The following is a 24,935-nucleotide window of genomic DNA, read 5'->3' on the forward strand; positions in this document are numbered from 1 at the left end:
TATTGTCCGTTACGCTATGTGGTTAACGTTGTGGAGCAAAGTTCACCTATCGAGGGAATGTTTGGTAACGAACACCCATCATTTGTTCCATACAGTGCACAACTTGGCAGCTGTAACCGAATTCGTTGTCGTACCAGATGTAAAGTACGCAACGTTTGTCTTGTGCGATAGTCGCTTGACCATCCACGACGCCTGCATGGCGAGAACCAACTAAGTCAGTTGATACAATTTCTGTTGAATCGGTGTAGTCAATCTGTGCCGAAAGCTCAGAGTTCAACGCCATTTCACGCAAGTAATCGTTCAGTGAATCACGGTCTACGTCTTCACCTAAGTTTAGGTTAGCGACTGCCATCGAAACGTTTGGTGTCGGTACGCGAATTGCGTTACCTGTTAGCTTACCAGCTAGCTCTGGCAGTGCTTTTGCTACTGCTTTAGCTGCGCCAGTTGAAGTTAGAACCATGTTCAGAGAAGCACTACGTCCACGGCGGTCACCAGAGTGGAAGTTGTCGATCAAGTTTTGGTCGTTTGTGTATGAGTGCACGGTTTCGATGTGACCAGAAAGGACACCATATTTATCATTCAGCGCTTTAAGAACCGGCGTGATTGCATTTGTGGTACAGCTCGCTGCAGAGATGATGGTGTCATCTTCTTGAATAACTGATTCATTTACACCGAATACAACGTTTTTGATATCGCCTTTACCTGGTGCCGTTAGCAGCACTTTCTCTGCACCTTGACACGCTAAGTGTTGGCTTAGACCTTCAGAATCACGCCAAACACCTGTGTTATCAACAACAAGCGCGTTGCTAATACCGTAAGCAGAGTAGTCCACTTCGCTTGGATTGTTTGCGTAGATGATTTGGATGTAGTTACCGTTAACGATCAGAGCTTTACGTTCCTCATCGATCACGATGCTACCGTTGAACTGACCGTGGACTGAGTCACGACGCAGTAAGCTAGCACGCTTCTCTAAATCGCCTTTTTTACCGCCACGAACCACAATCGCTCGTAGTCGTAGTGGGTAACCTGGGCCACTTTTCTCGATCAGAAGGCGAGTTAGTAGTCGACCAATGCGACCAAAACCATAAAGAACTACATCACGCGCTTTCAATGAAGAGTCTGCATCGCGTGCGCCATCGAGTGCAGTGATAAGGAAATCATTTAGAGATGCAGTATCGTCATGCTCATTCCAGTACTTAGTTGCCAATTGGCCAACATCGACACGACACGAAGAAATGCTCATTTCACATAGCGCTTGAATGATAGGCATCGTGTGCTCAAGTGAGAGTGGGCTGCCTGTATAACGTCTTGCAACGCGATGAGTTTTGAGAATGTCTATAGTAGTAGCATTGATAAGCGTTTTACCAAACAGAACCACTTCGATTCCTTTTTGACGATATAGCTTACCAATTAGAGGGGAAATAGATTCAGCAATCGTTTGGCTAGTTTGCCAGTCTTGGAGATATTTCTCTGGACTCATTGTTGTATTAGACCTTTCACGTTTTGGGGGCTAACCATACTCCCTGCTGTTGCCTCTTCGGCAGCGTGCAAGAGTGTGGTGGGTTATGTAATCGGGTTGTAATAGTTATGTGTGCGGATTCTAAGGTCAGAGCCCTTATTCTGCTAGGAAAATTAAATCCAGTGTAAAACACTAGTTAAGGTCGTGTTAGTGGTGAATTAATGTGACTAAAGCGGTGGTTTTCACGTATTGACATTTAAAAAGTCATCCACTTTTTTCGCGATGATAATGTGTGTTTTCAAATTAGTTTTGTTGTCACTGTGAATTCGTTTGCATTTTTGTGTGATTTGTCTCTATAAGGCAACGAAATAGGTGAACATATGGTTTGGAATTTTATGAAAAGTGATGTGCATCTTAGGTATGAGTGAAACTTAACTGTTTGAACTCAGCTTGAAGATCAAAAAGTATGATTCGAGTCACAATTACCATTTCATTGACCGATGGCGAAACAAGCGGAATGACCATGGTTTTGGTAGGTGAATGTTGTTTTAAAGTAACCATGTCGTATATGCCTTTCAATGCTAGAAACTAGTCTAGTATTAAATAATCGGATGAGATCAACCATTGGGCTGATGGATGTTGAGATTATCAATAAAAACACGCTTAGCACTCCTCGCACTATTACCCACGGTGGTGATAGTGGTTTTTGCAGTTCAGCAGTTTTCTGACAATGCGTTGCGCGTAAGCCGTCTCAATCAAACGGTAATCAATATCCAAGGTTTTCAGTTGATATCCCAAGCCTCTCATTTTATTTACTCCATAGAGAAAGCACGCCGCCAGCCTACGCTTCAAGCATCAGCCGCACTTAATATAGAAGAACAAGACGGTGTTATTTCTTCCATGCATCAAAAATTCGTCAGTAACCCCAATACCGCTGAATATGCTGATGAGCTGAAAGAGGCCATGCTAGGGGTATTATCCGGTAGGTTGGACGAGATGGATGACCTTGGCGATTGGGCATTTCAACTGCTTCAAAATATGTCGCGCTCTTTGCTACAAAATCATCAGTGGTATGGCAGTGAGGACGGTATTCGAATGCAGAATTTTATTGCTTACCTTGCTCAGCTGTCTTTTTGGACACAGAAAGAAGCCTGGTTGACACATCGCCTAGTTCAAGATCCTAAGAGTCGGTTGAGCCAGAGTCTGTTTTTTCAGGCTATTGATCGACAGCAGCAAAATTTGGATGCGTTTTTAAATTTAGGAGGGTCATACGATCAAGTTGATAAATTGCTAGGCTTGTTTACGTCGCCGAGATATCAGAGAAATTTGGCATCTCGTGGGCGATTAATGTCAGGGGACATGTCACGTAGTGACTATGAAGCGTATTTGAGAGAACTCGATTTCCGTGTGCAACGCTTGCAAGTACTCATTGATGGGTTCACGAAACAAACAGAGCAGTCGCTCCTAACACAAGTTCATGAACAAAAGACCAATATTGCGATGATTACCTCTGGCGTTATTTTGGTTATCGTCATGCTTTGCTGGCTTGGCTTTGGCACTTGGTTTCGGGTTAATAGCAAACTAGATGCGATTATTCATACCTTAACGGCGCTGATCAACGATGAAGAGAAACAGACGAAAGTCAAAGTCGATGGCAGTGATGAACTGACGATTTTCGCTCAGCAAGTGAATCGAGTGGTTGAAGAAAAGCAGAGACAAACAGACGAAATACTCCATGCTAAAGAGTCAGCAGTGTCTGCTAATCGCGCTAAATCAGTATTTCTTGCCAACATGTCGCATGAAATACGTACCCCCCTAAACGGTATTATGGGCATGACGGAGATACTCTCTCAAAGCGAGTTATCTTCCCATCAACAAGAAGTCGTTGATGACATTGACTCTTCATCTCAAACATTACTTACCTTGCTTAACGATATTTTGGATCTTTCTAAAATCGAATCTGGTCGACTGGAGTTGTCGTTAGTCGAGGCCGATATCCGAGAGGTGGTGTACCAGTCGATGGTTTTATTTCAATCCAAAGCCACATCTAAACAGCTAGAGCTGGGGATTAACTTAGCTGAAAACATTCCAACTCGAGTGATGGTTGATGATCATCGAATCAAGCAGGTCATCACGAATCTGGTATCGAATGCGGTCAAGTTTACCGAAAGCGGTCATATACATGTTGATGTCAGTTATGACGAGTTACCGGAGAACGAGCGCGGAACGCTGATGTTTAAAGTCGAAGATACTGGGATAGGCATTGAACAAGATAAGTTAACGACGATTTTTGAACCCTTTACTCAGGAAGATGAAGGGGTGTCGAGGCAGTTCGGCGGAACGGGACTGGGATTGGCAATTTGTCGTCAACTGGTATCCATGATGGGAGGGCAGCTTATAGCGACATCCACAAAAGGAGTGGGCACATGCTTTGAATTCTCTATTGAGGTTGATGTTATTCCGGTGTTTGGCTGGCGCTCGGACGTGATAAATAAAGGGCTCTTGATCTGCACAAATTACGATTACGCTGATCAACTTTTGAAAGAGTGTCGATTAGCGAAAATCAATCTCTTTGGTGCGAATAATGTTAATGAAGTAAAAGCAATAAACGATGACTTTGATGTCATATTTCTGTGCCATAGTGACGACTCCAATACGGATGAAGCCTTAGATGAATTGTCACTCAAATATGATCTTCGTCGTGTGATTATTTGTCAGCATCATCTATCCACTCCCTACGACAATGCAGAAAGAGTACATGCTGTACTCACATTGCCTTTTCTTGGCAATCGATTTAAGCATGTCATTGACGATTTAGCGAAGGTAGAAAAAACCATTTCAAGTGACGCTGTCACTAATGGTGTTCCAAAGTATGAATATCGAACGTCGCGCTCTCACAGGAGGATCTTAATCGCGGAGGATAACTTGATGAATCAGAAAATCGCGAGTTTCTTTCTGGATAAAGCAGGGTATGACTATTTGATAACAAGCAATGGACAAGAAGCGTTGGAAGCCATCACAAAGGGAGAAGAATTCGATGCAATTTTAATGGATTGTATGATGCCGGTGATGGATGGACTAACCGCGACGAAAGAAATTCGTCGTTGGGAAAAGAAAGCCGGGCGTGAGAAAACGACCATTATTGCGCTCACCGCGAGTGTTTTGGAAGAAGACATTCACAACTGTTTTGCTGCAGGTATGGATGCTTATTTACCTAAGCCTTATAAATCGAATCAGCTATTTGAGCTCTTCAATGAATTAAAACTCGCCTAAATCGATAACATTTCAAGACGATAAAGCCACAATCAAAGGGGCTTTATTTTAACCATGCATTGTTATGCGTTTGCTTGAGCGCTAGCGAGTTTACGTATGGTTTGTCGATAGGTTAGGTAAGCGGAAATGCCCGCCAGAATGTTGCCGATACAAGCGCCTAAAAGTAGACCTCGGATTCCCCCCATTTGAGCGCCAACCCATAAGCAAGGAAGGAAAAAGACAAACAAGCGTAGCGCTGAAATGGTGAGCGCGGTGTAAGACTTACCTAATGCATTGCAAAGAGAAACCATCAACATACATACACCTAGTGAACCTAAGCTGACAGGAACAATCAGCAAATGCATTTCTAATACTTGCTCTACTTGAACATCACTGGTCATCAGTAGTGCAAGTGGGTTTGCGACGGCAAACGTAATGGCTGCGATCAAAAGTTGAAAGCCCAGAATGAATTTTACGGCAATACTGACTAGCGATTGGATATCTTGGTAGTTCTTTGCGCCAAGTAAGCGCCCGACCATTGGGGGCATAGACATTGTCAGCGCTAACACCGAAACGATAGCAAAGAATTCGTAGCGTGAACCGAGCGCCCAAGCGGCGACTGCGGCGGTCCCGAAGCTTGCCAATAACTTTGTTGCTAACATGGACGACAACGGAGGCAGCAGTTGGCTGATCATCGCAGGTCCCATGATGTTACCGATAGACGCAACACTTTTAGCCACGTTGAGGTCTTGCCACTGCGTTGTTGCCCAGTGGTTCTTCTTCACGCGAGGCGCGACGACTAAAATACCAAACCCAAAAGCAACGATGGTTGCTATTGCTGCTCCGTTAATACCCAAGTCAAACGTGAAAATAAATAGTGGATCGAGCACAAGGTTCACGCCGCTGGTTACCATCATCATTGTGCCAGGCAACATGGTGTTGCCGTTAGCCCGGCAAATACTGTAGTAAAAATATAAAACCGCGCCAGTCCATGAACTTAGCAGCCACCAAGGCCAGTAGCTGTTGATAATCGGCATCACAGACTCTGGAGCACTTAATAGAGATAAAATGGGGTAGCGCAAAAGCCAAATTAGCCCTCCAAAAACGGCTACACCGATTGAGCCAATCATCAAAACTAAGCCACCGAGCTGTTTGGCATAACGACTTTCATTCGCACCAAGCGCTTTAGAAATGACAGCGGTCGTGGCGATACCTAAACCGACTTGAATTCCGATAATGACCATTTGCAACGGAAGAGTAAAACCTTGAGCGGCCAAAGGTAAAACGCCGAGCTGACCGATAAACGCACTATCTACAAGCTGAAAGCTCATTAAAGATAGAACGCCAAATAGCATTGGCCAAGTCATCGTAAATAATTGTTTTGCAAGTGTTGGTTGTGTACTTGTCGTAGTTGAGGACATAGAAAGCTGAATGCGTTAGGAATAAGAGTTGGATTGATTGTACACGGCGCTTAGTTTAGAGACAAAAATAAACCCCGAGTAAGGTAGCTTTACTCGGGGTTGGAAAATCTAGCTTAAGCGTTTATTTTTTGCCGCTAGTTTGCTTGTCTTCTTCAGTCAGTTCACGAATACGACGGCTGATGTCACGACGTGCTTTAGAGATTTCTGCACTTTTGATGATGTGGTCATCAACACGATCTTCGTAGTCTGCTTTCATATTTTTGATGATTGCGACGATTTCATCGTGAGTCATTTCTGGTTTGATGTAATCTAGAAGGTTTTCTAGAAGGTCAACACGTTTGCGGTTATCACGAACTTTCTTTTCGTTATCAAGCAGCTCACGTTTTAGTTTGTTTTTACGACGAGCTTGGTTAACGATTTCAAATACGCTACTCATAGTTCTCTTTCCTAATTTTATGAATATCTTCCTCGATTAAAGCACAACATCCAGTGGCATAACAGTCTTTAGATCAATCACAATGCAGAGTTGAACATTTCTCAACCAATTGCGATGTGTCCACATAATCACGCTTCTCTAATCGAGTTTTGGGCAACATCGTAGAATCCATCGATTCATTGTCATAACGTGGCCTTCACTATATTATCAACACCATTGAATGCAAAATGATGAACTTGATATGGACTCTGGGAACACTGCGGAGCAAGTAAGTAGTCAAGATAATGAGCAAGCCACTCGCTCTGTGGCTGAAAAGTTAAAAACAGCGTATATCAACGCTCGCGAGCAACTCGAAATCATCGAAGTTGAGCTGAATCGTTCAAAAATAATGATGGTTGATCAAGATGGCAATTTGACGAAAGTGCCAATTCTCTCGGAGCATTGATACCTGACCCGATTCGCAAAGGGTGCCAGGTCTTGCGCTATGCTTTAGCCTGACACCGACACCTGAATCGCTAACGCTTCTTGCATCTCTTTGCCAATGTATGATGCATGATATCGAAGCGATTTAGGTACCAAGTCAAATGCAAAAATAATAAGGAAATGCATTATGAAAGTTGAGCTAACGGCAATTGAAGCACGAGTCATTGGTTGCTTGATCGAAAAAGAAGTCACCACCCCAGATCTTTACCCCCTCAGCCTAAACGCATTAACCAACGCGTGTAATCAAAAAAGCAACCGTGATCCCGTAATGTCGCTCTCTGAGTCAGACGTTCTCGATGCCGTTGATGCTCTAATTGAACGTAGGCTCGTCAGTGACGAAAGTGCGTTTAACAGCCGTGTTAGCAAGTATCAGCACCGTTTCTGTAATACGGAGTTTGGTGATTTAAAACTGACAGAACAAGAGAAGGGAATCGTATGTTGTATGCTTTTGCGTGGTGCTCAAACGCCTGGGGAAATTCGCACTCGTACCAATCGTCTCGCGACATTTCATGATGTAAAAGAAGTTGAAACGGTTTTGGAGCACTTAGCAAGCGAAGAAAAAGGACCATTAGTGGTCAAGTTACCGCGTGAAGCCGGGAAGCGAGAATCACGCTATATGCATTTGTTCTGTGGCGACGTTGACGTCTCTGAGCTAGCAGTGCCAGTGTCAGCGGCTGGCTCTAATTCTGATCGAGTCAGCCAGTTAGAGCTCGAAGTTGCTCAGCTTAAAGAAGAGCTCGATGAACTAAAAGCTAAGGTCGAGTCACTACTTTCATGATTGAAAATACAGCGCAGCGTTGGAGTGTCTATTTGATACGAAATAACCGCAATGCGCTGTATTGCGGTGTCACAAACAATGTTGAGCGAAGATTTAATCAGCACCAAACGGGCAAAGGAGCGAAAGCTTTAAAAGGAAAAGGTCCCTTGGTATTGGAGTGGTCTTCGGATTTTGATTCAAAGACACTTGCCATGCGGGCTGAGTATTATATTAAGCAACTAACAAAAGCTAAGAAAGAGCTACTTGTTACGTCAAAAGCAAGTATTGTCGTTGATGAAAATCAGCAGATGATGTTAGAAATGGCTTTATCGAAATAAGCGTTCGCGACATGCCGAATAACAAAGAAACCGTCCACTGAGGCGGTTTCTTTTTAGTTTTGGAGTACCATGTAAGAACAAACTGACGCATAATGGGTTGGTGTTCTGTTTAAACACTCAAAGTATGAAAAGGAGAAATGATATTTTGTGACCTTACAATTAGGTACACAATAAACGTTTATTCGTTCCAACTCAGACTAAGAACCAATTTATTATTGAAACAGGCACTCAGAGGAAGGTAGATTACAAGAGTAAAGGATGACTCGGCTAGGTAACGAATAGAGCTGAATTAGGCTCATAAAAAGCTAAAAGAGCAGTAGATGAAAAAAGCGTTAGTATTCTCCCTGATGTCAATGGCCACTGTCGCGCCGATAGCGCAAGCCACTCAAGTCCTCAACGGGTATTGGGCATATCAAGAATTTTTAGAACATTTTCCAGAACAGAAGCAGTTAACGAATGCGTTGGCTGACGCCGTGCGAGAGACTCCTGTTCCGGTTGAAAGAGACAAAAAGCGTCCGTTAAAAATTTCTGTGGTTTATCCAGGTCAACAGATTTCGGATTATTGGATTCGAAATATAGACGCATTTGAACAGCGTTTAGATAAACTTGATATCGACTATCAACTTAATCAAGTTTTTACCCGTCCCAACGCAGATATTAAGCAACAAAGTTTGTCTTTAATGGAAGCGCTGAAGAGCAACTCCGATTATCTGATTTTCACTCTCGATACCACTAGGCATCGTAAGTTTGTTGAACACGTCTTAGACTCAAAGAAAACCAAGTTGATCTTACAAAATATCACTACACCGGTAAGAGATTGGGAGGATCACCAACCGTTCCTTTATGTTGGTTTTGATCATGCTGAAGGCAGCCGTGAGCTTGCCGTGGAGTTTGGTAAGCGTTTTCCAAAACAGAGCCATTATAGTGTGCTCTACTTTTCAGAAGGATATATCAGCGATATCAGAGGTAATACCTTTATCAATCAAGTCAACCGTGATAACAACTTTGAACTACAATCTGCTTACTATACCAAAGCGACAAAGCAGTCTGGGTATGAAGCAGCAAAAGCGAGTTTGGAAAAATACCCTGACGTCGATTTTATTTATGCGTGTTCTACAGATGTGGCGCTAGGGGCTGTTGATGCGCTGAAAGAATTAGGGCGTGAAGATGTCATGATCAACGGCTGGGGTGGCGGCTCTGCAGAATTAGAAGCGCTTTCGAAAGGGGAGTTAGACGTTACTGTTATGCGTATGAACGATGATACTGGCATTGCAATGGCAGAAGCGATTAAGTGGGATCTTGAAGGGAAACCCGTTCCAACCGTTTATTCTGGTGATTTTGAAGTCGTCACGAAATCTGATTCTCCAGAAAGAATTGAAGCATTAAGAAAACGCGCATTTAGATACTCAGACAATTGATGACAACTACATCAAAAACAAGAAAGCGTCGCTCATTGTCGACGCTTATTACGAAAATAATCATTCTCGTACTTGCTCCGATCATTTTAGGCATCTTCGTTCAGAGTTATTACTTCTCGAAGCAAATTATTTGGCAGGAAGTGGATAGAACCAAGCAACAGACGTCAGCGCTGATTCTTAATATTTTTGATAGCCATTTTGCTGCGATTCAGATTCATCACAACAGTAACTCGAAGAGTGATGTTGTTTTAGATTTTTATACAGAACGGGATGAAGAAGCTCTCAATTACTTTTTCATGAGTATTGACCAGAGTGATCCTTCTCATACGCCAGAATTTCGCTTTCTCACCGATCACCAAGGCATTATTTGGGATGATGGGAATGCGCATTTCTATGGCATCAATAACTTGATTCTCAATGACCTCGCGAGCCAAGTGACTTTTAGCAACAATTGGTATTACCTTCCTTCACATACCCCAATGGGAACTCGCCACCTGTTACTGCGTCGTGTACCGGTTTTACAACCTAAAACCGGTGAAGTGATGGGGTATTCTTACAATGTTGTTGTTCTAGATAACAACTTCGGGTTGATGGAAAGACTAAAAAACGAAGGAAACGTTGATAATGTTGTTTTGGTGGCCAACGATACGCCACTAGCCAGCTCACTAGTCGGAGATGAAGCGTACAAGATATTTGATGTTCTGAAGCGGCGAGAGTCTCAGCAAAAGCTTGACCAGTTGTTGATCATTAAAACCCCTATCGAAGTCAATGCTGCCACGACGGATTTGTGTTTACTAACCGTGCAAGACAATCAGAGTGTTGTGACGCTGCAAATCCAGCACCTTTTGGCGATGTTGGCTTCAGTTATCGGGATGGTGATGATTGCGTTGATGACCAAAGAGTGGATTGAGAATCGAGTCGTCGAAGAGCTTGGCTCGTTGATGGCATACACTCGTTCGGCTCGTGAAGAAAAAGGGTTCGAACGATTTGGCGGATCGGATATCGAGGAGTTCGATCATATTGGTTCGACACTAGAAAACACCTTTGAAGAGCTGGAAGCGCAAAAGCGTTCATTCCGCGATCTGTTTAACTTTGCGTTATCGCCGATTATGGTGTGGTCAGAGTCTGGAGTACTCATCCAAATCAATCCGGCAGCCCGTAAAGAATTGGTCATGGAAAACGACATTGAAACCATGCACCCAGTGTTTAAAGGCTTCAAAGAAAAGTTGATGCCTCACCTGCGAATGGCAGCTCAAGGAGCCACGTTAACTGGCGTCAATGTACCAATTGGAGACAAGGTATATCGCTGGAACTTATCGCCGATTCGAGTTGACGGTGATATCAGCGGTATCATTGTTCAAGGTCAGGATATTACGACGCTTATTGAAGCGGAAAAACAAAGTAACTTGGCACGTAAAGAGGCAGAAAAATCCGCCCAAGCACGTGCCGATTTTCTGGCTAAAATGAGCCATGAAATCCGAACGCCAATCAATGGCATTCTAGGAGTTGCTCAATTATTAAAAGACTCGGTCGAAACGGAAGAGCAGAATAACCAAATTGATGTACTCCGACATAGTGGTGAGCACTTACTTGCTGTTTTGAATGATATTTTGGATTTTTCGAAGATTGAGCAGGGTAAGTTTAATATTCAAAAGCACCCGTTTTCGTTCACTGACACGATTCGAACGTTAGAAAACATTTATCGTCCAATTTGCGAAAATAAAGGCGTTAACCTTGTCATTGAAAACAAGATTGATCCCAATGTTGAAATCTTTACTGACCAAGTTCGTCTGAACCAAATTTTATTCAACTTAGTCAGTAACTCAGTTAAGTTTACCCCCTCGGGCAGCGTACGCTTGCATGCTGAACTGGAGCAGTTCTACGGCGCCGAAAATAGTGTGTTGGTAGTGGAAATTACGGATACGGGCATCGGCATAGAGCCTGATAAGCTCGACCAAATGTTCGAACCTTTCGTTCAAGAGGAAGCAACGACCACTCGAGAATACGGTGGCAGTGGCTTGGGACTGACCATTGTGAAAAGCCTCGTCGATATGCTGGAAGGTGACGTTCAAGTACGTAGCCAAAAAGGTTTGGGTACGACCTTTGTTATTACAATGCCAGTGAAAGATCGTGAGCGAGTGCTCACCCCTCTTGATTCAAGCCTGAGAGTTAAACCTGGTGAGTTATTCGCAGAGAGTCTAAAAGTACTGTTGGTAGAAGATAACCATACTAATGCCTTCATTCTTAAAGCATTTTGTAACAAGTACAAAATGCAGGTTGATTGGGCAAAAGATGGATTGGAAGCGATGGAGTTCTTAAAAGATCATACTTACGATTTGATTTTGATGGACAACCAACTGCCGCATCTTGGAGGAATTGAAACAACCAAAGAGATCCGACAGAAGCTGAAGTTAGGCACGCCAATTTATGCTTGTACTGCCGATACGGCGAAAGAAACCAGTGATGCGTTTATGGAGGCGGGCGCGAATTACGTATTGCTCAAACCGATTAAAGAAAATGCGCTGCATGAAGCCTTTGTTGACTTCAAGCAGCGATTCTTAATTGAACGAACGTGATGAACTCATTCGCTATGAGCCTTAATTGATAATTCAACCGCTCACTAAACCGAAAAGCACAACGCCATAACTTAGGGTTGTGCTTTTTTTGTATCTCAATGCTTCACTTGTTGATAAGCCAGGAGTGCTGATATCACCTTTAGTGTCGTATATCACTACTATTCAACCCAAGTACTACGTTGCGTTACGCAAACTTGTTCCCCAATGGCATATTCTATGTGATTTAAATCACAAAAATTTATTTACTTAGCGTGCTAACTATTTTATATTACTTAGCAAGCTAAGTAATTGAGTAGATCTTATGATTCAAGACATCAACAGTTTGCGCGACCTTTCTCTGGCTGAAAAGTTATCTCGTGTTGCCCGTTTGTGGAAAATGGTTGCAGATCGCGAGTTGGAGCCTTTAAACCTGACGTACCCGCGTTGGACTGCGTTATGGAAACTTTATCGAATGGGCGACAACGTTAGTCAGAAGCATTTGGCTGAAGCGCTTGAGATTGAGTTGGCATCGCTGATGCGCACATTAAAGCTATTAGAAGAGCAATCTCTGATCACTCGCCATTGCAGTGAGCATGACAAGCGAGCACGCATTGTTAGCCTTACAGAAGAAGGTAAAACCCTACTCAAGCAAATGGAGACTCGAATTCTTCAAGTACGGAGCAAGCTACTGACAGAAATCAATGACCAAGAGCTTCAAAAGCTTTCATTGATCCTCGATCAGATTGCTCACAATGCACTTGATTCACTTAGCGAATAAGTCAGAAACCCGAATTAAAAGAGAAGTAAACGCCTATGACTCCAGATCAAAAATTCGCACGTTGGATCAAGTATTCTTGCGTCGCGTTTGTCCTTGTCTTTGCCTATTTTCTAGTCGCAGATCTCGCCATGCCACTGACGCCCCAGGCAATGGCAACGCGAGTGGTAACTAAAGTAGCTCCCCGTGTGAGTGGACAGATTACGCATCTTTATGTTGCCAACAACCAAGAAATAAGCCAAGGCGATCTACTATTCCAGATTGATCCACAGCCTTATCAGCTCGCCGTAGAAAAGGCTCAACTTAACCTTGAGCGTGTGACTCAAAATAATGAACAGCTTGATGCCTCTATTGCAGCGGCAAAAGCGGACGTTGAAGCAAGCAAAATTGTCGCCGAGCAAAAAGTTCGCGAAGCCAAACGTCTTGATACATTGTTTCATCGCAATGGCACCTCGCAACAACAGCGTGATGACGCACAAAGTAGTGCAACGGCAGCCAGAGCAAACTTACTGGCCGCACGCGCTCGTTTAAAAGAGTTGGAAGTAAACCGAGGCGATTTAGGTGCAACGAATGTAAATATCCGCGTGGCACAAAACCAGCTAAAACAAGCGGAACTTAATCTGTCTTACACTCAAGTAATTGCTGAACATGATGGCGTTGTCGCTAACTTGCAGCTGGAAACGGGTGCCTATGCGGCAGCTGGTACGCCTCTTGTGGCTTTAGTCTCGGATGACGTGGATATTATTGCCGACTTTCGTGAAAAGAGTCTGCGACACTTCAATCAGAACAGTCGGGCGTTAGTGGCTTTTGATAGCTTGCCAGGTGACGTATTTGAAGCTCGTATTACGAGTGTGGATGCAGGGGTAAGCTCAGGCCAGTTTGATGCAGATGGCCGCTTAGCGACACCGACTGACTCAAACCGTTGGGTGAGAGACGCGCAGCGTTTACGTTTACATTTAGCTATCGATGAACCTCAACAGCGCGCATTTCCGGCCGGGGCACGTGCGACTGTGCAACTGTTGCCAGAAAACTCGTTATCTGGCTGGTTAGCGAGATGTCAGATCCGATTTTTGAGTCTTCTTCATTACATTTATTAACGGGGAGGCGATATGAAGTTATGGGATCATCCCATGTCGGAAAACGACTTCCGTCAGTGTTTGCGCATTGCAACTGGCGCGACCATTGGCTTCACCTTATGTAAGGTCTTTGGCTGGAATTATGGCGTATTTTTTACCGTAACACCGATGTTGTTACTTGGAATGGTACCAGTCATGAGCCTGCATGCTGCACGACAGCTGATTTTTTCAGCGGTCGTATGCGGATTGGAGGTCGGTATTCTTGGTGGGCTATTTGGTGGACATCCTGGCATGATGACGATCATCGCCTTCGGGTTGTTTTTGTATAAGTTCGCCTGTATGTCAAAAGGGAGCTTATTCCTCTTTGGGGCAAATAGCGTGCTGAGCTTAAGCATCATGCTGCATTTTGCGAGTTATCCAACAACCGACTTAAATGATCTAATATTCAGCAACCTACAAGCGAACGTTATTTCAGTGATCGTGGCCTACGTCGTGACATTTTTGATCCCTGATGCAGAGCCTCGTCAGTTACCGGCAAAACCATCTCAGCCTAAACAGAGTCACCGCATGCGTCATGAAGCTCTTATGGGGGCGAGCATCGCTACAATGTCTTTCTTGGTGTTCCAGCTATTTGATCTTAGTGATTCTATGTCCGCTCAGGCGACAACTTTGCTTTTATTGTTTCCTATGCATTGGAACGGTGCTTTAGGGTATGCGCGCAAAAGAGCAATGGGGACCTTGATGGGGGTAACCTTTGGTATCGCTGGGCAGCTCGTACTATACGATTGGTCGGATACCTTGCTGTTTATCGTCCCATTACTGTGGATTGGCGCGATGATGTTCAGCTATATGCACGTAAAAGAGTCTAGTGGTTCAGGAGCCGGATTTGGCGGATTAACCACATTAGGTATTTTATTTGGCCAATACCTTACTCCGGATGGCGATTTAATGTTCAGCGCTCTGTATCGCGTGAGTAGTATTTTGTTTGCTATTGTTGTCACTCTGCTCGTGACCTATGCGGTGCACAGAGTGCTCAACAGCTTTGAGGCGACGCGCTTTAGCCAGCAGTAAGTTCAGACGTTACTGGTTAGAAAGGACTGCTCCAGTAACTCTGTTTTTAGCTCGTGACTCATCGCTATTGGGCTTTCAAACTTAATTCCTATTACCCAGCCTTTCACCAACTTCTTAATGTTGGCAATGACACACCGATTTTCTTCTCCGATATAGTGACTTAGAGAAGAGTCGATAGTGACACTTTCACCAACGTTGAATTCTGGCTCTATAAAGGTTGAGATACCAATACCTGCCAGTGAGAAGTCGATAAGGCTACCGTCGTAAACATTCCCCGCGTGAACAATCTTACAATCCATTTGCAGCTTATATCGTTCGTGTTCCCGGACTGGTTTGGTTGCAAATGTTCCTGGAATTCGAATAAATAAAAGGGGCGAAGGACGAACCGCAGTTGTTAGAACACTGGATTTAAATGCAATGACATGGCCTAACTCCGTATCTGATACACCACGCACGATGACATCGGCGTTTGGGAGTTTTCTCATCACTTGCTCTTCAAGCAAACGCATCGGTATATCAAGAATCAAATACGCGTTCTCTTTCATCCCAAGATAGGTGGTGGAATACGTATACTGGTCCTTAGGCCCAAACTCGAAATTAGTCGAAAGTTTCATTCCCGGTTTGAGGAATCTATGCAGTTCATCTTTAGTATGAGTGGCAGGCATTACATTGGCGTTTTAATTATTGGTTAAATCGAGGCTATCAAAACGCCATTTTGTTATTCAAGATAGTAGGACAAAAGTTTTTGTAAAATTATCGCTATCTGTGAAGTGGTGGGCGATAAGTTTGGCTCATTCCATCTTTCATAAAGATTTGGCTTGCCACAATACTGCCGCAGGTTACCAGCATCAGCGCTAACCAAGTCAGTGAATCTGGTTGTTCACCAAAAATTGGAACGGCAAGAAGTGTCGCGACGACTGGAGTTAATGACCCAAAAGCAGCACTGGCTTCGGCGCCAATAATTCGGATTGCATAGATAAAGGTAAAAGAGGCGATTAAGCCTGCGCCGACACCTTGCAACATCGCGTGGCCAAATAATTCTTCCCGCGGCCACTGACTGATCGGCGTTATCGCTAGGTAACTATCTACCCATCCGAAGCCAACCGCAATGATGAGCAGTGCCAAAGACGCGATTGCAACGAATCCAGCACAGACATGCGCATTAAGGTTAGCAACACGAGCACTGATAGTGAAAACTGCCCACATAATGCTACCGGTTAGAAACAGGATGTGGCCTTGTAATTGAGACCAGTTGTACTCTGCACCGCTATTAGAAAGAAGGAATACGAAAATCCCTAACAACACCGTAGAAAGCCCGATTAAGCGGTGAGCACTCAGCGACTGTTGATAGCACAACACCGCGATAGCCGAAACAAATAATGGCAAAGTGCCAGGTACTAATGCACTGCCGTGCGCCACGGGAGCGAAGTGCATAGCTGTGCCGACGACCAGCAGGTAGGGCAGGCCACTCCCTACCACAACACCAGTTAGGTAGCGTTTAGGCACGACGCGAAGCGCCTGCTTATGCTTAATCACAAATGGTAATAAAATTAAACTTGGGATTAGAAAGCGAACTAGCGCGATATCGGCTGGCTGCAAGTTAGAAATTGCGCCCCCTTTTAAAGAAATAAAGAAACCAGACCAAAGCAGTAAGGTCGTTAATATAGCTGCGTATCCCAAGATCATTGTCGGCATGTCCATTTGTAAATGATGTGTTAATTGTTGAATAAAACTCGTGCCAAAGGGAGGCAAAGTTTGACGTAATTAAGCTTGATGTTGGTGATAAAGCGCGTATAAATGTCAATTGTTAGTGATTATTGGCACGGAAGGATAAATGGACAAAATTGACAGGCAACTGATCAACTTGATGCAGAAGGATGCAACCCTGACTACGGCAGAGCTCGCTGACAAAGTAGGATTATCGGCATCACCTTGTGCAAGACGCATTAAGCGTTTAGAGCAGGAGGGCGTAATTAGCGGTTATCGAGCCATTGTGTCCAGAGACACGGTGGGTATTGCGATGACTGTATTTGTTGAAGTCAGTTTGAACAACCACCAAGCTTCTTCGATTGATGAATTTGAACATGCTGTTGTTGAAATGGACGAGGTGATCTCGTGCCATGTTGTATCAGGGGCTTATGATTATTTGTTAGAAGTGGTCAGCAAAGATCTCGCTGGCTATGAAACATTCACTAGAAAGCTACAACGATTAGAAAACGTAAAAGATATCCATACGCACTTGGCGATTAGACAAGTGAAAGGAAATGGAAGCTTGCCGATTTATGCATAAGAAAGATGAAATTTCTCGATAGACTTAAGATTGCTCACTATCACCGAAAGCGATACCGACAGTTCGGTACAGACAGAGCGCGAACGCTGGGATGGAGAGATAAGTACAGCCAAATCAGTCGATTTGAAGCCTTGTGCCGTGGGTTAACGTTAGACGGTTCAAGTCTTTTAGATATTGGGTGCGGCTACGGAGACTTATTAGCGTTTATTGAGTTCAACAATCTGCGCCCCCAAAGTTATATTGGCATTGATCAGCAAAAACAGTTTATCTCTGAGGCCAGAAAGCGGGACTTTCGTACTCAAAGTGAGTTCGTATGCGGTGACTTTTCAACGTTGGTATTGCCCCGCAGTGATTATGTCTTTGCTTCTGGATCATTGAATTATCAATCCGCGAATCCAAATCATACCATTGAGATGATCGAGAAAATGTACCGGGCCGCAGAGAAAGGGTGCGTGTTTAACTTATTGGATGAAGAAAAGCTGCCGAGCATGAGAATGCTCGCATCGCATAATAAAGTTGGGGTGTTACGCTATTGCCGATGGCTATGTCCAGACGCACAATTGATCGAGGGTTATTCCGATCACGACTTTACGATCGCGATGATCAAAAAAGCGGAATCAGTTTCCTGACTCCGCCTTATAAATTCTTAAGCCTTATTGGTGCTTGTATTGTGAGATTTCACAGTTACCTGTGTATCTATCAACCTTGAATGAGAACGCAGCTGAATGGTATTCCCTCCCATCACTCCAAATTGTTTCTCCGAAGATTTTACAAAGGTCCAAATCGCTGATTGAACCAAACTCTTTTACGTGCCTAACTACTGACAAAAACTTGGCTTTGGTAGCATTAGGACAGTCCCTGTTACTTAATCGATTGATAACCATGGTTGTAGCATCATCTCCAGCCAAATGTGACTTTTTATTAAATTTTATTAATGGGTAAATTAACCAAAAATTGGCCATAAGTAAAGCATTATTGTGACGTATGTCTCTATAAGTTGCCTCTCTTGGTCATGGTTTAGTCAAGTTTGTAAAAGGGAACAGTCCCATTTTTTACATATAATGTTGGGATCACTAAAAGAGGGAATTAAAGCACGAATAACGTCCAATATTGGAGTGAAAAACCGACATCGTCTTTTCAAAACGGGCTCGATTTTTACCTCGAAACATCTTGAGCGTATTGAAGCGATCTCGCTTCTTTATCATAGAGTTGCGCTAGTGCTTGGTACTGTGAAGAAAGGCGTTTGTAATCCTCGGTAAGTTGCAAAGCGTTGGTGTTATACCACTCCGCAGTGATTTGATTGGCAGTTTCGTTTGACTCACGGCACTTTTGGGCAAGTTTCTTCCATCCATTTGCTGACCATTGAGATTGTGTGCTCAATTTAATCAACTCATTAGCTTTAGTCGTGAGTTCTTCTTTATATTGAATGGAGGCTTTTAATTGAGCTTTGAACGCATTTTGGTTCGAGCGGGCGCGCCAAAGTAATACGAGTTCATGTAGGGAAAAGGTTTGGGACAATAACTGACGCTGCTTATGTTCGGCTAAAAGTGCATTGAATACCTCAACATGCTTATTGTAATTGGACTCTAAACGATTGAATTGGGTAAGATTGTCATTCCACGACGATGGGTTACATTGAATATTGGCGTGCCCCATAATGGGGAACAGAAGAAGCAACAGTATCCAATTGAGTTTGTTGATCATTATTGCTCGCGTTAGTTGACCGACCCTTTTGAGTATATACCCAAATTTCCGCGACATGCGTGTTGCCGGTGAGATAAGAACAAAGAATGAAAAGGAAAAGTACATGAAGAAAATTCTCATCGCATTGATTGTCATACTGTTGCTCGGTGGGGCGGGTGCTGGATACTATTTCTTCTTTATGCAAAAAGATGAACCTGAAGCGCCAAAAGCTGCGCAAGTGGAGCAAGCGCCAGTGGAAGAAGAAACATCCAAACCGATTCTGGATTTAGAAACCTCCCCTCCTGAAGTGACTGAATACTATGTCATTGAGCGTCGAATCAATGTTTACAATAAGCCAAATGCTAATGCTTTGGTTGTCGATACGCTCTATAAGGGAGAAAAAGTATCGGTGTTAGAAAAAGTGGATGGTTGGTATCGAATCTCTGGTTACCTTGTTTATGAAGAGGGCGGTGAAGAAAAAGCTGAGTGGTTGAATGCCGAAGGATTATCTGATGCAGAGCCAGTTATTAAAGAACAAGAGCGTTTGGAAATACTGGATGGATATTTGCAGAAGTCGGATGATTTAAAAGTCCACTTGGACATCTTCCGCAAGAAAACCCAGCAATTGTTAGACGATGAAACCTGTGATCCGAGTGATTTTGAAGAGCTCGGTGGCTGGGTTCGTTCGGTTACTTATGACAAGCGCAATGTGTACTTCATTTATTGTGGTGGTTTGGAGCAAGAAAACAAAATCTATTTAGATGTCGATAAAGGCGATATCTTTTACCGCTAACAGAGCGCCTTTAGTTTAAAGCCTCTAGAGATTTATAACTTTTTAGTTGTGAACCATAATTAATAGGAATACTATCATCGAGTCGAGTGAAAAAACTCGACTCGTTTTGTTTTTAGTGAGTTATTATGTCTCAGATTTGCTTGAAAAAATTGCTTTTTATGCTGCTTGCGATGGTGTTGCTACCAGCGCATGTTTTTGCTGCGCAAATCGATCAGAAAGCTCATTTACCTTACTTTTCTAAGCTGCAACCATTTGTTGCGAGTATTGCTTTTGCAAATACCTCAATCGATTTTTCTGAGGTCTCAGAAGAAACGACGCAGTCTCCGATTTCTGAAAGTCACGCAAGACTCGATACGCTAGCCCTATTTAACACTCAACGTTGGGTTTCTCACTTACGTGAAGGCCTCGATGATGAGCATGTTGACGTTGTTGGTGACCTAAACACGCCTTTCTATGCTGACGCAGGTTATGCCTACAGCCTGATGGATATCAATTGGCGTCAAAACCAGTACACTTTTTATCATTTCACAAGCGAGCATCGCATTTCTGGTTGGAAAGAGACCAACGCAATGTACGTCGCACTCAATAGTCAGTTTTCTGCCTAAACACCATCTATTTGCACCATTGTGCACTCTTAACACGACGATTGTATTCAACAGGGCGTAACCGTCCTGAGCATTTCATACCCTGAATTTTTTCTGGGGGCATCTGTCGTGTGTTAAGCCTTGTTATTAAAAGCTTCACTTCGTAGTGAAGGGATGATGTTTACATGAAAAAAACAGCAAAGCAGCAAAAGAACAGAAAGCTGATGAATCACTATTCAGCTTGGAAATATGTCGTATTAATCACGACGGTCATTATCTTAACGTTAAGCGCGATTCCGACTTGGTTCGGTGAGCAACCATCGATCCAGCTAACGTTTTCAAACCAAAACAGCAGTGAAATGTCGGTTGTTCAGTTGAATCAACTACTGAAAACCAATCACATCTCAGCAGACAAAATCATCGAAAAAGATGGTAAAACAACCATTGTATTCGATGATGAAAATGCGCAAAGCAAAGCTCGTGCGTTACTAAACAATGAGCTAAATAAAGAAGACAGCATTACCTTCTCATATGTGTCTGTTGCTCCAGAGTGGCTGAATGAGATGGGGTTTAGCCCAATCAAACTCGGTCTTGACCTTCGCGGTGGGGTACAGTTCCTCTTGAATGTTGACGTAAATAAAGCATTTGAGGAGCAACGTAATGCTTTGATCGATGAGATCAAAGCAAGCCTGCGAGATCAGCGCGTGCGTGGTGTACAAATTCGCGCAGAAAGTGGTAACCGCATTGCGGTAAACAGTGAGAGTGATACCGCCCTAGCTGAAGTAAACAAATTCTTGCGTCAAAACTATCCTGGTTGGCTGGTGAAAAGCTCGTCTCGCGGTTTTGTTCTTGAGCCAAGTGAGCAGAATATTCAAGAGTTCCAATCAACGACATTGCAACAAAACTTGAAGATTATGCGTGGTCGTATTGAAGAGCTAGGTATTACGGAAGCATTAGTTCAGCGTCAGGGTAAAGACAGCATTCGTATTGAGCTCCCAGGTGTACAAGACCCAGCACAAGCGAAAAACGTTATTGGTGCCACTGCGAGTTTGGCATTCTACGAAGTGAAAGATGCAGGCCAAGCGCGAAGCGGCCAAGATCTTGTACTGAAAGATAACGATGGCCGAACTGTTGTTCTAGAGAAACGACCAGTCCTAACGGGTGAGCACATTGTTAATGCTCGTGCAGGCGTCGACAATATGGGTATGTCAGAAGTTAACATCTCGCTTGACCACGCGGGCGGTAAAAAGATGAGTGATTTCTCTGCAACGCATATTGGCAAGCCAATGGCGACGGTTTATCGCGAATACAAGACAAACGATCGTGGCGTAACAGAGCGCAGCGAGCGCGTTATCAGCGTTGCGACTATTCAATCTCAACTTGGTAGCCAGTTCCGTATTACCGGCGCTGGCAGCATGGACGAAGCGCAGCAGTTAGCGCTATTACTTCGTGCGGGTTCGCTAACAGCCCCGGTTACTATCGTAGAGGAGCGTACTATTGGTGCTTCTTTGGGAGCTGAAAACATTGAAAATGGTTTTGCGGCACTTGCTTTAGGTATGGGGTTAACACTGACCTTTATGGCACTTTGGTACCGTCGCTTAGGTTGGGTGGCGAATGTGGCGCTTTGTGCCAACATGCTTTGTTTGCTTGGCCTAATTGCCTTGTTACCAGGTGCGGTGCTAACGCTTCCAGGTATTGCAGGGTTGGTGTTAACCGTTGGTATGGCAGTGGACACCAACGTTATTATCTTCGAACGTATTAAGGACAAAATGCGTGAAGGCCGCAGTTTCGCTCAAGCGATTGATCTAGGCTTTGATAGCGCGTTCTCGACCATCCTTGATGCCAACATTACTACCATGATCACCGCCGTGATTTTATACGCCATCGGTAACGGCCCGATCCAAGGCTTTGCCTTAACACTCGGATTAGGTTTGTTAACCAGTATGTTTACAGGCGTATTTGCCTCTCGAGCAATGATCAATTTAATTTGGGGCCGAGATGCCCGTCGTGATGTGAGGGTTTAATCATGGTCGAAATGCTAAAACAAAATATTCGTAAAATTCGCCACTTTACTACGCTAGTTTCTATCGTTTTGACGGTGATCGCACTTGGTGCTCTGGGCTTTAAAGGGTTGAATCTTGGCTTGGATTTCACTGGTGGTATGGTGACAGAAGTGAAAGTCGATAAGTCGTTAACCAACCACGATCTGCTTGATGCACTGCAACCAAAACTTGGTGAATCAACCTCTGTCACCCGCACAGGTGAAGATGGTCGTTGGCTTATTCGCTACTCCGCCCCAGAAGAAGGACAAACTCTGCCAAGTGTGGAAGAAGTATTAAAGCCAGTTTCACATCAAGTTGATGTCGTCAGCAACAGTATTGTTGGTGCTCAAGTTGGTCAGGATTTGTTTGATCAAGGCGGTTTAGCACTATTGATTTGTGTGCTGAGCATCCTTGGTTACTTGTGTTTCCGTTTTGAGTGGCGCCTAGCGAGTGGCTCTGTATTTGCTCTGGCTCATGACGTAATTGTCGTCCTCGGCTTCTTTGCCGTTACCCAAATGGAATTCAACCTAACGGTTTTTGCTGCCGTATTGGCAATTTTAGGCTACTCATTGAATGATTCGATCATCATTTCAGATCGAATTCGTGAGCTACTGATCGCGAAACAAAGTTGGAAAATGGAAGACATCAATGACCAGGCTGTCATCGCGACGTTCTCTAGAACGATGGTGACTTCAGGCACAACACTGATTACTGTTGGTGCACTATGGATTATGGGGGGAGCACCGCTAGCGGGTTTCTCAACAGCGATGTTTATTGGTGTGCTATCAGGTACATGGTCTTCCATTTCCATTGGTACCGTATTACCTGAACTGTTCAAACTAGAACCGAAGCATTACTTGCCTGTTGAGATTGATACCGCGCCGTAATGCGAGGTGTTGAAGGTAAAAAGTGCTTGCGCCACTCAGTTTGAGTGGCGTTTTACTTTGTGCTATTTCACACGCATCAGGCGGTGTTTGACGTGACCTAAATCGAACTCAATGATTTGAGAGCGCTTCATCGATTCAACCAGGCGCAGCATGGATGTGTGATAACCTTTCTTTTTCATCCATTGCAATGGCTCGGAAAAGCTGTCTTCGTTTACAACGTAAGATTCGCCTTTGTGTTCTCCAGCATAAACGTTTACGACCCAAACCCGGGCCTGAAAATCTAATACTTCACTTATGTTTCGCGTAATTTTTCTTAGGATATTTTTCATCATTTCCAGCGTTGCTTTAGCTCAGTAATAGCCAAACACCAACCCCCATCATTAAAGTGCCCGCGATACGGTTCATCAGGCGCACATTCTTTGATTGACCCAACACGCGTTTCAGTCCTTTACCACCCGTGGCATACAGAGACATACAAATGAACTCAAAAAGAAGAATGATGGAGACAAGCACGATCAGCTGTGGAGCAAGAGCCGCATTTTGATCGATAAAAGGCGGCAGCAGAGAAATCATAAATGCCCAGCCTTTTGGGTTTGCGATAGCGGTAACGAAGCCTTGCATGATGAGCGCGACATTACCACTTCTGGGTGTCTCCAAATTATCGACATTTATTGCTAACTTACCTCGAGATCGCCACATTTCTACACCAAGATAGAGTAAGTAGCCGCCACCAATAAACTTTAGTGCGATAAACATCCAAGGATAGTTGAGCATGATCGCTGCGATCCCTAGTACTGCCGAGACTGAAACCAGCGCGACACCGACGAGTTCACCAATCATCATCCATAATGTGCGGCGATAACCGATACTCATTCCTAGCGTTAAGGCGAGCGTCATGCACATTCCTGGTGTAATTGAGACAAAAAAGAAGGTAGGGATGAACATACTGAGCAATGCAAGATTCATGTTTGTTGATAACTAAGTGATTTGATAGAAGCCACAAAGATAGTGCAAATTGATAAAGGATACTATCCCCAAATAACCTCAAGGTGCTAGGTTCAGCGAGAATGACTTGGCTCACAGGCACGGCAACGATTTGAAGATCTAGTGGTTCTAAATCAAAAATCGTTAACAAAGGCTGTGGGATAAGGAAACTCGCCCTGCGGAGCATGTCACTGACACGATTTCTGCATCTTGACGTCATTTGGGTATAACATCAATTTACTGGGTTAAAGAATCTAGATGATTGCTTTAGGAGATGGCACTATCGAATATTGCACCGTACCGGTACTTCAATAGATAAAAAGTGATTCGATACGTTAAATGCTAGTTAATTGATGTTATTTGGATATTTAAAATAAAACTGAAATTATTTTTTAATTGCTGCGTCATAATAGTGCGAACTGCACCAAAATGAGACGTTTTCTTCTATTTTTTACATTCTAAATATACCAGTTTTCATAAGTAAAACTATAAATATAAAATTAAGGTTATACTGTCAGTAATATCATTTAAGTTAGTAATTAAATGATATTACTCACAATTGCTTATATTGATATTTGAATTATTATTCTAATCGTATTTATAGATAACAACTCTGATCATGAGAGTAGTA

Annotated in this window: 24 protein-coding genes; 15 read left to right on the forward strand and 9 right to left on the reverse strand. The window is 43.6% G+C overall.

What is annotated here, in order from left to right:
* Positions 1-46: 46 nt before the first annotated feature.
* A complete protein-coding gene (locus tag L3V27_RS01555) occupies positions 47-1,480 on the reverse strand; it encodes a glyceraldehyde-3-phosphate dehydrogenase (RefSeq protein ID WP_182034009.1) in 1,434 nt (477 codons plus the stop codon).
* Between the two features lie 615 nt (positions 1,481-2,095).
* Between L3V27_RS01555 and L3V27_RS01560 the strand changes: the two genes are divergently transcribed.
* Positions 2,096-4,732 carry an ATP-binding protein gene (locus L3V27_RS01560; RefSeq protein WP_237310821.1) on the forward strand — a complete coding sequence of 879 codons (2,637 nt, stop codon included), beginning with the start codon at positions 2,096-2,098 and terminating at the stop codon, positions 4,730-4,732.
* Positions 4,733-4,794: 62 nt separating this feature from the next.
* Here the strand turns inward: L3V27_RS01560 and L3V27_RS01565 are convergent, their stop codons facing one another.
* Positions 4,795-6,132: an MATE family efflux transporter gene (locus tag L3V27_RS01565; protein ID WP_237310823.1), complete on the reverse strand. Its 1,338-nt coding sequence runs from the start codon at positions 6,130-6,132 to the stop codon at positions 4,795-4,797.
* A gap of 121 nt (positions 6,133-6,253) precedes the next feature.
* Complete coding sequence (locus L3V27_RS01570; RefSeq protein WP_005373603.1) at positions 6,254-6,568, reverse strand: DUF496 family protein; 315 nt, start codon at positions 6,566-6,568, stop codon at positions 6,254-6,256.
* Between the two features lie 241 nt (positions 6,569-6,809).
* On the opposite strand from L3V27_RS01570, the gene L3V27_RS01575 reads away from it, so the two are divergent.
* The 8 genes from L3V27_RS01575 (at position 6,810) to L3V27_RS01610 (ending at position 15,041) form a co-directional block, all read left to right on the forward strand.
* Positions 6,810-7,013 carry a hypothetical protein gene (locus tag L3V27_RS01575; RefSeq protein ID WP_031780656.1) on the forward strand — a complete coding sequence of 68 codons (204 nt, stop codon included), beginning with the start codon at positions 6,810-6,812 and terminating at the stop codon, positions 7,011-7,013.
* Positions 7,014-7,178: 165 nt separating this feature from the next.
* Entirely contained in the window at positions 7,179-7,829 is a 651-nt protein-coding gene (locus L3V27_RS01580; protein WP_152815489.1) for a YceH family protein, read from the forward strand.
* Entirely contained in the window at positions 7,826-8,146 is a 321-nt protein-coding gene (locus tag L3V27_RS01585; RefSeq protein ID WP_012842363.1) for a GIY-YIG nuclease family protein, read from the forward strand. Before L3V27_RS01580 ends, L3V27_RS01585 begins: the two co-directional genes overlap by 4 nt.
* Positions 8,147-8,466: 320 nt before the next feature.
* On the forward strand, positions 8,467-9,564 hold the full coding sequence (locus L3V27_RS01590) for an autoinducer 2-binding periplasmic protein LuxP (protein ID WP_237310825.1): 1,098 nt from the start codon (positions 8,467-8,469) through the stop codon (positions 9,562-9,564).
* Complete coding sequence (gene luxQ, locus L3V27_RS01595; protein ID WP_005397731.1) at positions 9,564-12,140, forward strand: quorum-sensing autoinducer 2 sensor kinase/phosphatase LuxQ; 2,577 nt, start codon at positions 9,564-9,566, stop codon at positions 12,138-12,140. The genes L3V27_RS01590 and luxQ overlap by 1 nt, the downstream gene beginning before the upstream one ends.
* 301 nt (positions 12,141-12,441) lie before the next feature.
* Positions 12,442-12,897: a MarR family transcriptional regulator gene (locus L3V27_RS01600; RefSeq protein ID WP_005397727.1), complete on the forward strand. Its 456-nt coding sequence runs from the start codon at positions 12,442-12,444 to the stop codon at positions 12,895-12,897.
* A 35-nt stretch (positions 12,898-12,932) separates the two neighbouring features.
* Positions 12,933-13,991 carry an HlyD family secretion protein gene (locus tag L3V27_RS01605; protein WP_237310827.1) on the forward strand — a complete coding sequence of 353 codons (1,059 nt, stop codon included), beginning with the start codon at positions 12,933-12,935 and terminating at the stop codon, positions 13,989-13,991.
* Between the two features lie 12 nt (positions 13,992-14,003).
* Positions 14,004-15,041, forward strand: a complete 1,038-nt coding sequence (locus L3V27_RS01610; protein WP_114323366.1) for a DUF2955 domain-containing protein — start codon at positions 14,004-14,006, stop codon at positions 15,039-15,041.
* Positions 15,042-15,043: 2 nt separating this feature from the next.
* On the opposite strand, the gene L3V27_RS01615 is transcribed toward L3V27_RS01610, so the two are convergent.
* A complete protein-coding gene (locus tag L3V27_RS01615) occupies positions 15,044-15,706 on the reverse strand; it encodes a flagellar brake protein (RefSeq protein ID WP_065646235.1) in 663 nt (220 codons plus the stop codon).
* A gap of 94 nt (positions 15,707-15,800) precedes the next feature.
* Positions 15,801-16,727 (reverse strand): DMT family transporter, encoded by a 927-nt coding sequence (locus L3V27_RS01620; protein ID WP_237311549.1) that lies wholly within the window; start codon positions 16,725-16,727, stop codon positions 15,801-15,803.
* A gap of 148 nt (positions 16,728-16,875) precedes the next feature.
* Here L3V27_RS01620 and L3V27_RS01625 point away from each other — a divergent pair, with 148 nt between their 5' ends.
* Together L3V27_RS01625 and L3V27_RS01630 are read left to right on the forward strand one after the other, a co-directional pair.
* Positions 16,876-17,331, forward strand: coding sequence for an Lrp/AsnC family transcriptional regulator (locus L3V27_RS01625; protein WP_031780652.1), 456 nt, complete (start codon positions 16,876-16,878; stop codon positions 17,329-17,331).
* A gap of 5 nt (positions 17,332-17,336) precedes the next feature.
* A complete protein-coding gene (locus L3V27_RS01630) occupies positions 17,337-17,960 on the forward strand; it encodes a class I SAM-dependent methyltransferase (protein ID WP_005397716.1) in 624 nt (207 codons plus the stop codon).
* Positions 17,961-17,984: 24 nt separating this feature from the next.
* Here the strand turns inward: L3V27_RS01630 and L3V27_RS23400 are convergent, their stop codons facing one another.
* Complete coding sequence (locus L3V27_RS23400; protein WP_031780651.1) at positions 17,985-18,215, reverse strand: hypothetical protein; 231 nt, start codon at positions 18,213-18,215, stop codon at positions 17,985-17,987.
* 271 nt (positions 18,216-18,486) lie between these two features.
* A complete protein-coding gene (locus tag L3V27_RS01635; protein WP_237310828.1) occupies positions 18,487-19,035 on the reverse strand; it encodes an ATPase in 549 nt (182 codons plus the stop codon).
* Between the two features lie 103 nt (positions 19,036-19,138).
* Here L3V27_RS01635 and L3V27_RS01640 point away from each other — a divergent pair, with 103 nt between their 5' ends.
* From L3V27_RS01640 to secF, 4 genes are all read left to right on the forward strand, one after another.
* Positions 19,139-19,807, forward strand: coding sequence for an SH3 domain-containing protein (locus tag L3V27_RS01640; protein ID WP_237310829.1), 669 nt, complete (start codon positions 19,139-19,141; stop codon positions 19,805-19,807).
* A 125-nt stretch (positions 19,808-19,932) separates the two neighbouring features.
* Positions 19,933-20,412, forward strand: coding sequence for a hypothetical protein (locus L3V27_RS01645; RefSeq protein WP_145472767.1), 480 nt, complete (start codon positions 19,933-19,935; stop codon positions 20,410-20,412).
* Positions 20,413-20,576: 164 nt separating this feature from the next.
* Positions 20,577-22,415 carry a protein translocase subunit SecD gene (secD, locus tag L3V27_RS01650; RefSeq protein WP_237310830.1) on the forward strand — a complete coding sequence of 613 codons (1,839 nt, stop codon included), beginning with the start codon at positions 20,577-20,579 and terminating at the stop codon, positions 22,413-22,415.
* Positions 22,416-22,417: 2 nt separating this feature from the next.
* On the forward strand, positions 22,418-23,320 hold the full coding sequence (gene secF / locus L3V27_RS01655; protein WP_005397711.1) for a protein translocase subunit SecF: 903 nt from the start codon (positions 22,418-22,420) through the stop codon (positions 23,318-23,320).
* 62 nt (positions 23,321-23,382) lie between these two features.
* Here secF and L3V27_RS01660 read toward each other — a convergent pair whose 3' ends face one another.
* Together L3V27_RS01660 and L3V27_RS01665 are read right to left on the reverse strand one after the other, a co-directional pair.
* The gene (locus tag L3V27_RS01660) at positions 23,383-23,649 is read right to left on the reverse strand and encodes a hypothetical protein (RefSeq protein ID WP_012842361.1); all 267 of its coding nucleotides are present in this window, start codon (positions 23,647-23,649) and stop codon (positions 23,383-23,385) included.
* Positions 23,650-23,665: 16 nt separating this feature from the next.
* Entirely contained in the window at positions 23,666-24,286 is a 621-nt protein-coding gene (locus L3V27_RS01665) for a LysE family translocator (RefSeq protein WP_041853084.1), read from the reverse strand.
* Between the last annotated feature and the right edge of the window lie 649 nt (positions 24,287-24,935).

Origin of the sequence: Vibrio sp. J2-3(2022) (assembly GCF_021725735.1) — a bacterium.
GTDB lineage: Bacteria > Pseudomonadota > Gammaproteobacteria > Enterobacterales > Vibrionaceae > Vibrio > Vibrio diabolicus.

Coding starts and splice junctions, on each gene's coding strand:
- L3V27_RS01555 (WP_182034009.1), bottom strand. CDS start 1,480: ATGAGTCCAGAGAAATATCTCCAAGACTGGCAAACTAGCCAAACGATT.
- L3V27_RS01560 (WP_237310821.1), top strand. CDS start 2,096: ATGTTGAGATTATCAATAAAAACACGCTTAGCACTCCTCGCACTATTA.
- L3V27_RS01565 (WP_237310823.1), bottom strand. CDS start 6,132: ATGTCCTCAACTACGACAAGTACACAACCAACACTTGCAAAACAATTA.
- L3V27_RS01570 (WP_005373603.1), bottom strand. CDS start 6,568: ATGAGTAGCGTATTTGAAATCGTTAACCAAGCTCGTCGTAAAAACAAA.
- L3V27_RS01575 (WP_031780656.1), top strand. CDS start 6,810: ATGGACTCTGGGAACACTGCGGAGCAAGTAAGTAGTCAAGATAATGAG.
- L3V27_RS01580 (WP_152815489.1), top strand. CDS start 7,179: ATGAAAGTTGAGCTAACGGCAATTGAAGCACGAGTCATTGGTTGCTTG.
- L3V27_RS01585 (WP_012842363.1), top strand. CDS start 7,826: ATGATTGAAAATACAGCGCAGCGTTGGAGTGTCTATTTGATACGAAAT.
- L3V27_RS01590 (WP_237310825.1), top strand. CDS start 8,467: ATGAAAAAAGCGTTAGTATTCTCCCTGATGTCAATGGCCACTGTCGCG.
- luxQ (WP_005397731.1), top strand. CDS start 9,564: ATGACAACTACATCAAAAACAAGAAAGCGTCGCTCATTGTCGACGCTT.
- L3V27_RS01600 (WP_005397727.1), top strand. CDS start 12,442: ATGATTCAAGACATCAACAGTTTGCGCGACCTTTCTCTGGCTGAAAAG.
- L3V27_RS01605 (WP_237310827.1), top strand. CDS start 12,933: ATGACTCCAGATCAAAAATTCGCACGTTGGATCAAGTATTCTTGCGTC.
- L3V27_RS01610 (WP_114323366.1), top strand. CDS start 14,004: ATGAAGTTATGGGATCATCCCATGTCGGAAAACGACTTCCGTCAGTGT.
- L3V27_RS01615 (WP_065646235.1), bottom strand. CDS start 15,706: ATGCCTGCCACTCATACTAAAGATGAACTGCATAGATTCCTCAAACCG.
- L3V27_RS01620 (WP_237311549.1), bottom strand. CDS start 16,727: ATGATCTTGGGATACGCAGCTATATTAACGACCTTACTGCTTTGGTCT.
- L3V27_RS01625 (WP_031780652.1), top strand. CDS start 16,876: ATGGACAAAATTGACAGGCAACTGATCAACTTGATGCAGAAGGATGCA.
- L3V27_RS01630 (WP_005397716.1), top strand. CDS start 17,337: ATGAAATTTCTCGATAGACTTAAGATTGCTCACTATCACCGAAAGCGA.
- L3V27_RS23400 (WP_031780651.1), bottom strand. CDS start 18,215: ATGGTTATCAATCGATTAAGTAACAGGGACTGTCCTAATGCTACCAAA.
- L3V27_RS01635 (WP_237310828.1), bottom strand. CDS start 19,035: ATGATCAACAAACTCAATTGGATACTGTTGCTTCTTCTGTTCCCCATT.
- L3V27_RS01640 (WP_237310829.1), top strand. CDS start 19,139: ATGAAGAAAATTCTCATCGCATTGATTGTCATACTGTTGCTCGGTGGG.
- L3V27_RS01645 (WP_145472767.1), top strand. CDS start 19,933: ATGTCTCAGATTTGCTTGAAAAAATTGCTTTTTATGCTGCTTGCGATG.
- secD (WP_237310830.1), top strand. CDS start 20,577: ATGAAAAAAACAGCAAAGCAGCAAAAGAACAGAAAGCTGATGAATCAC.
- secF (WP_005397711.1), top strand. CDS start 22,418: ATGGTCGAAATGCTAAAACAAAATATTCGTAAAATTCGCCACTTTACT.
- L3V27_RS01660 (WP_012842361.1), bottom strand. CDS start 23,649: ATGAAAAATATCCTAAGAAAAATTACGCGAAACATAAGTGAAGTATTA.
- L3V27_RS01665 (WP_041853084.1), bottom strand. CDS start 24,286: ATGAATCTTGCATTGCTCAGTATGTTCATCCCTACCTTCTTTTTTGTC.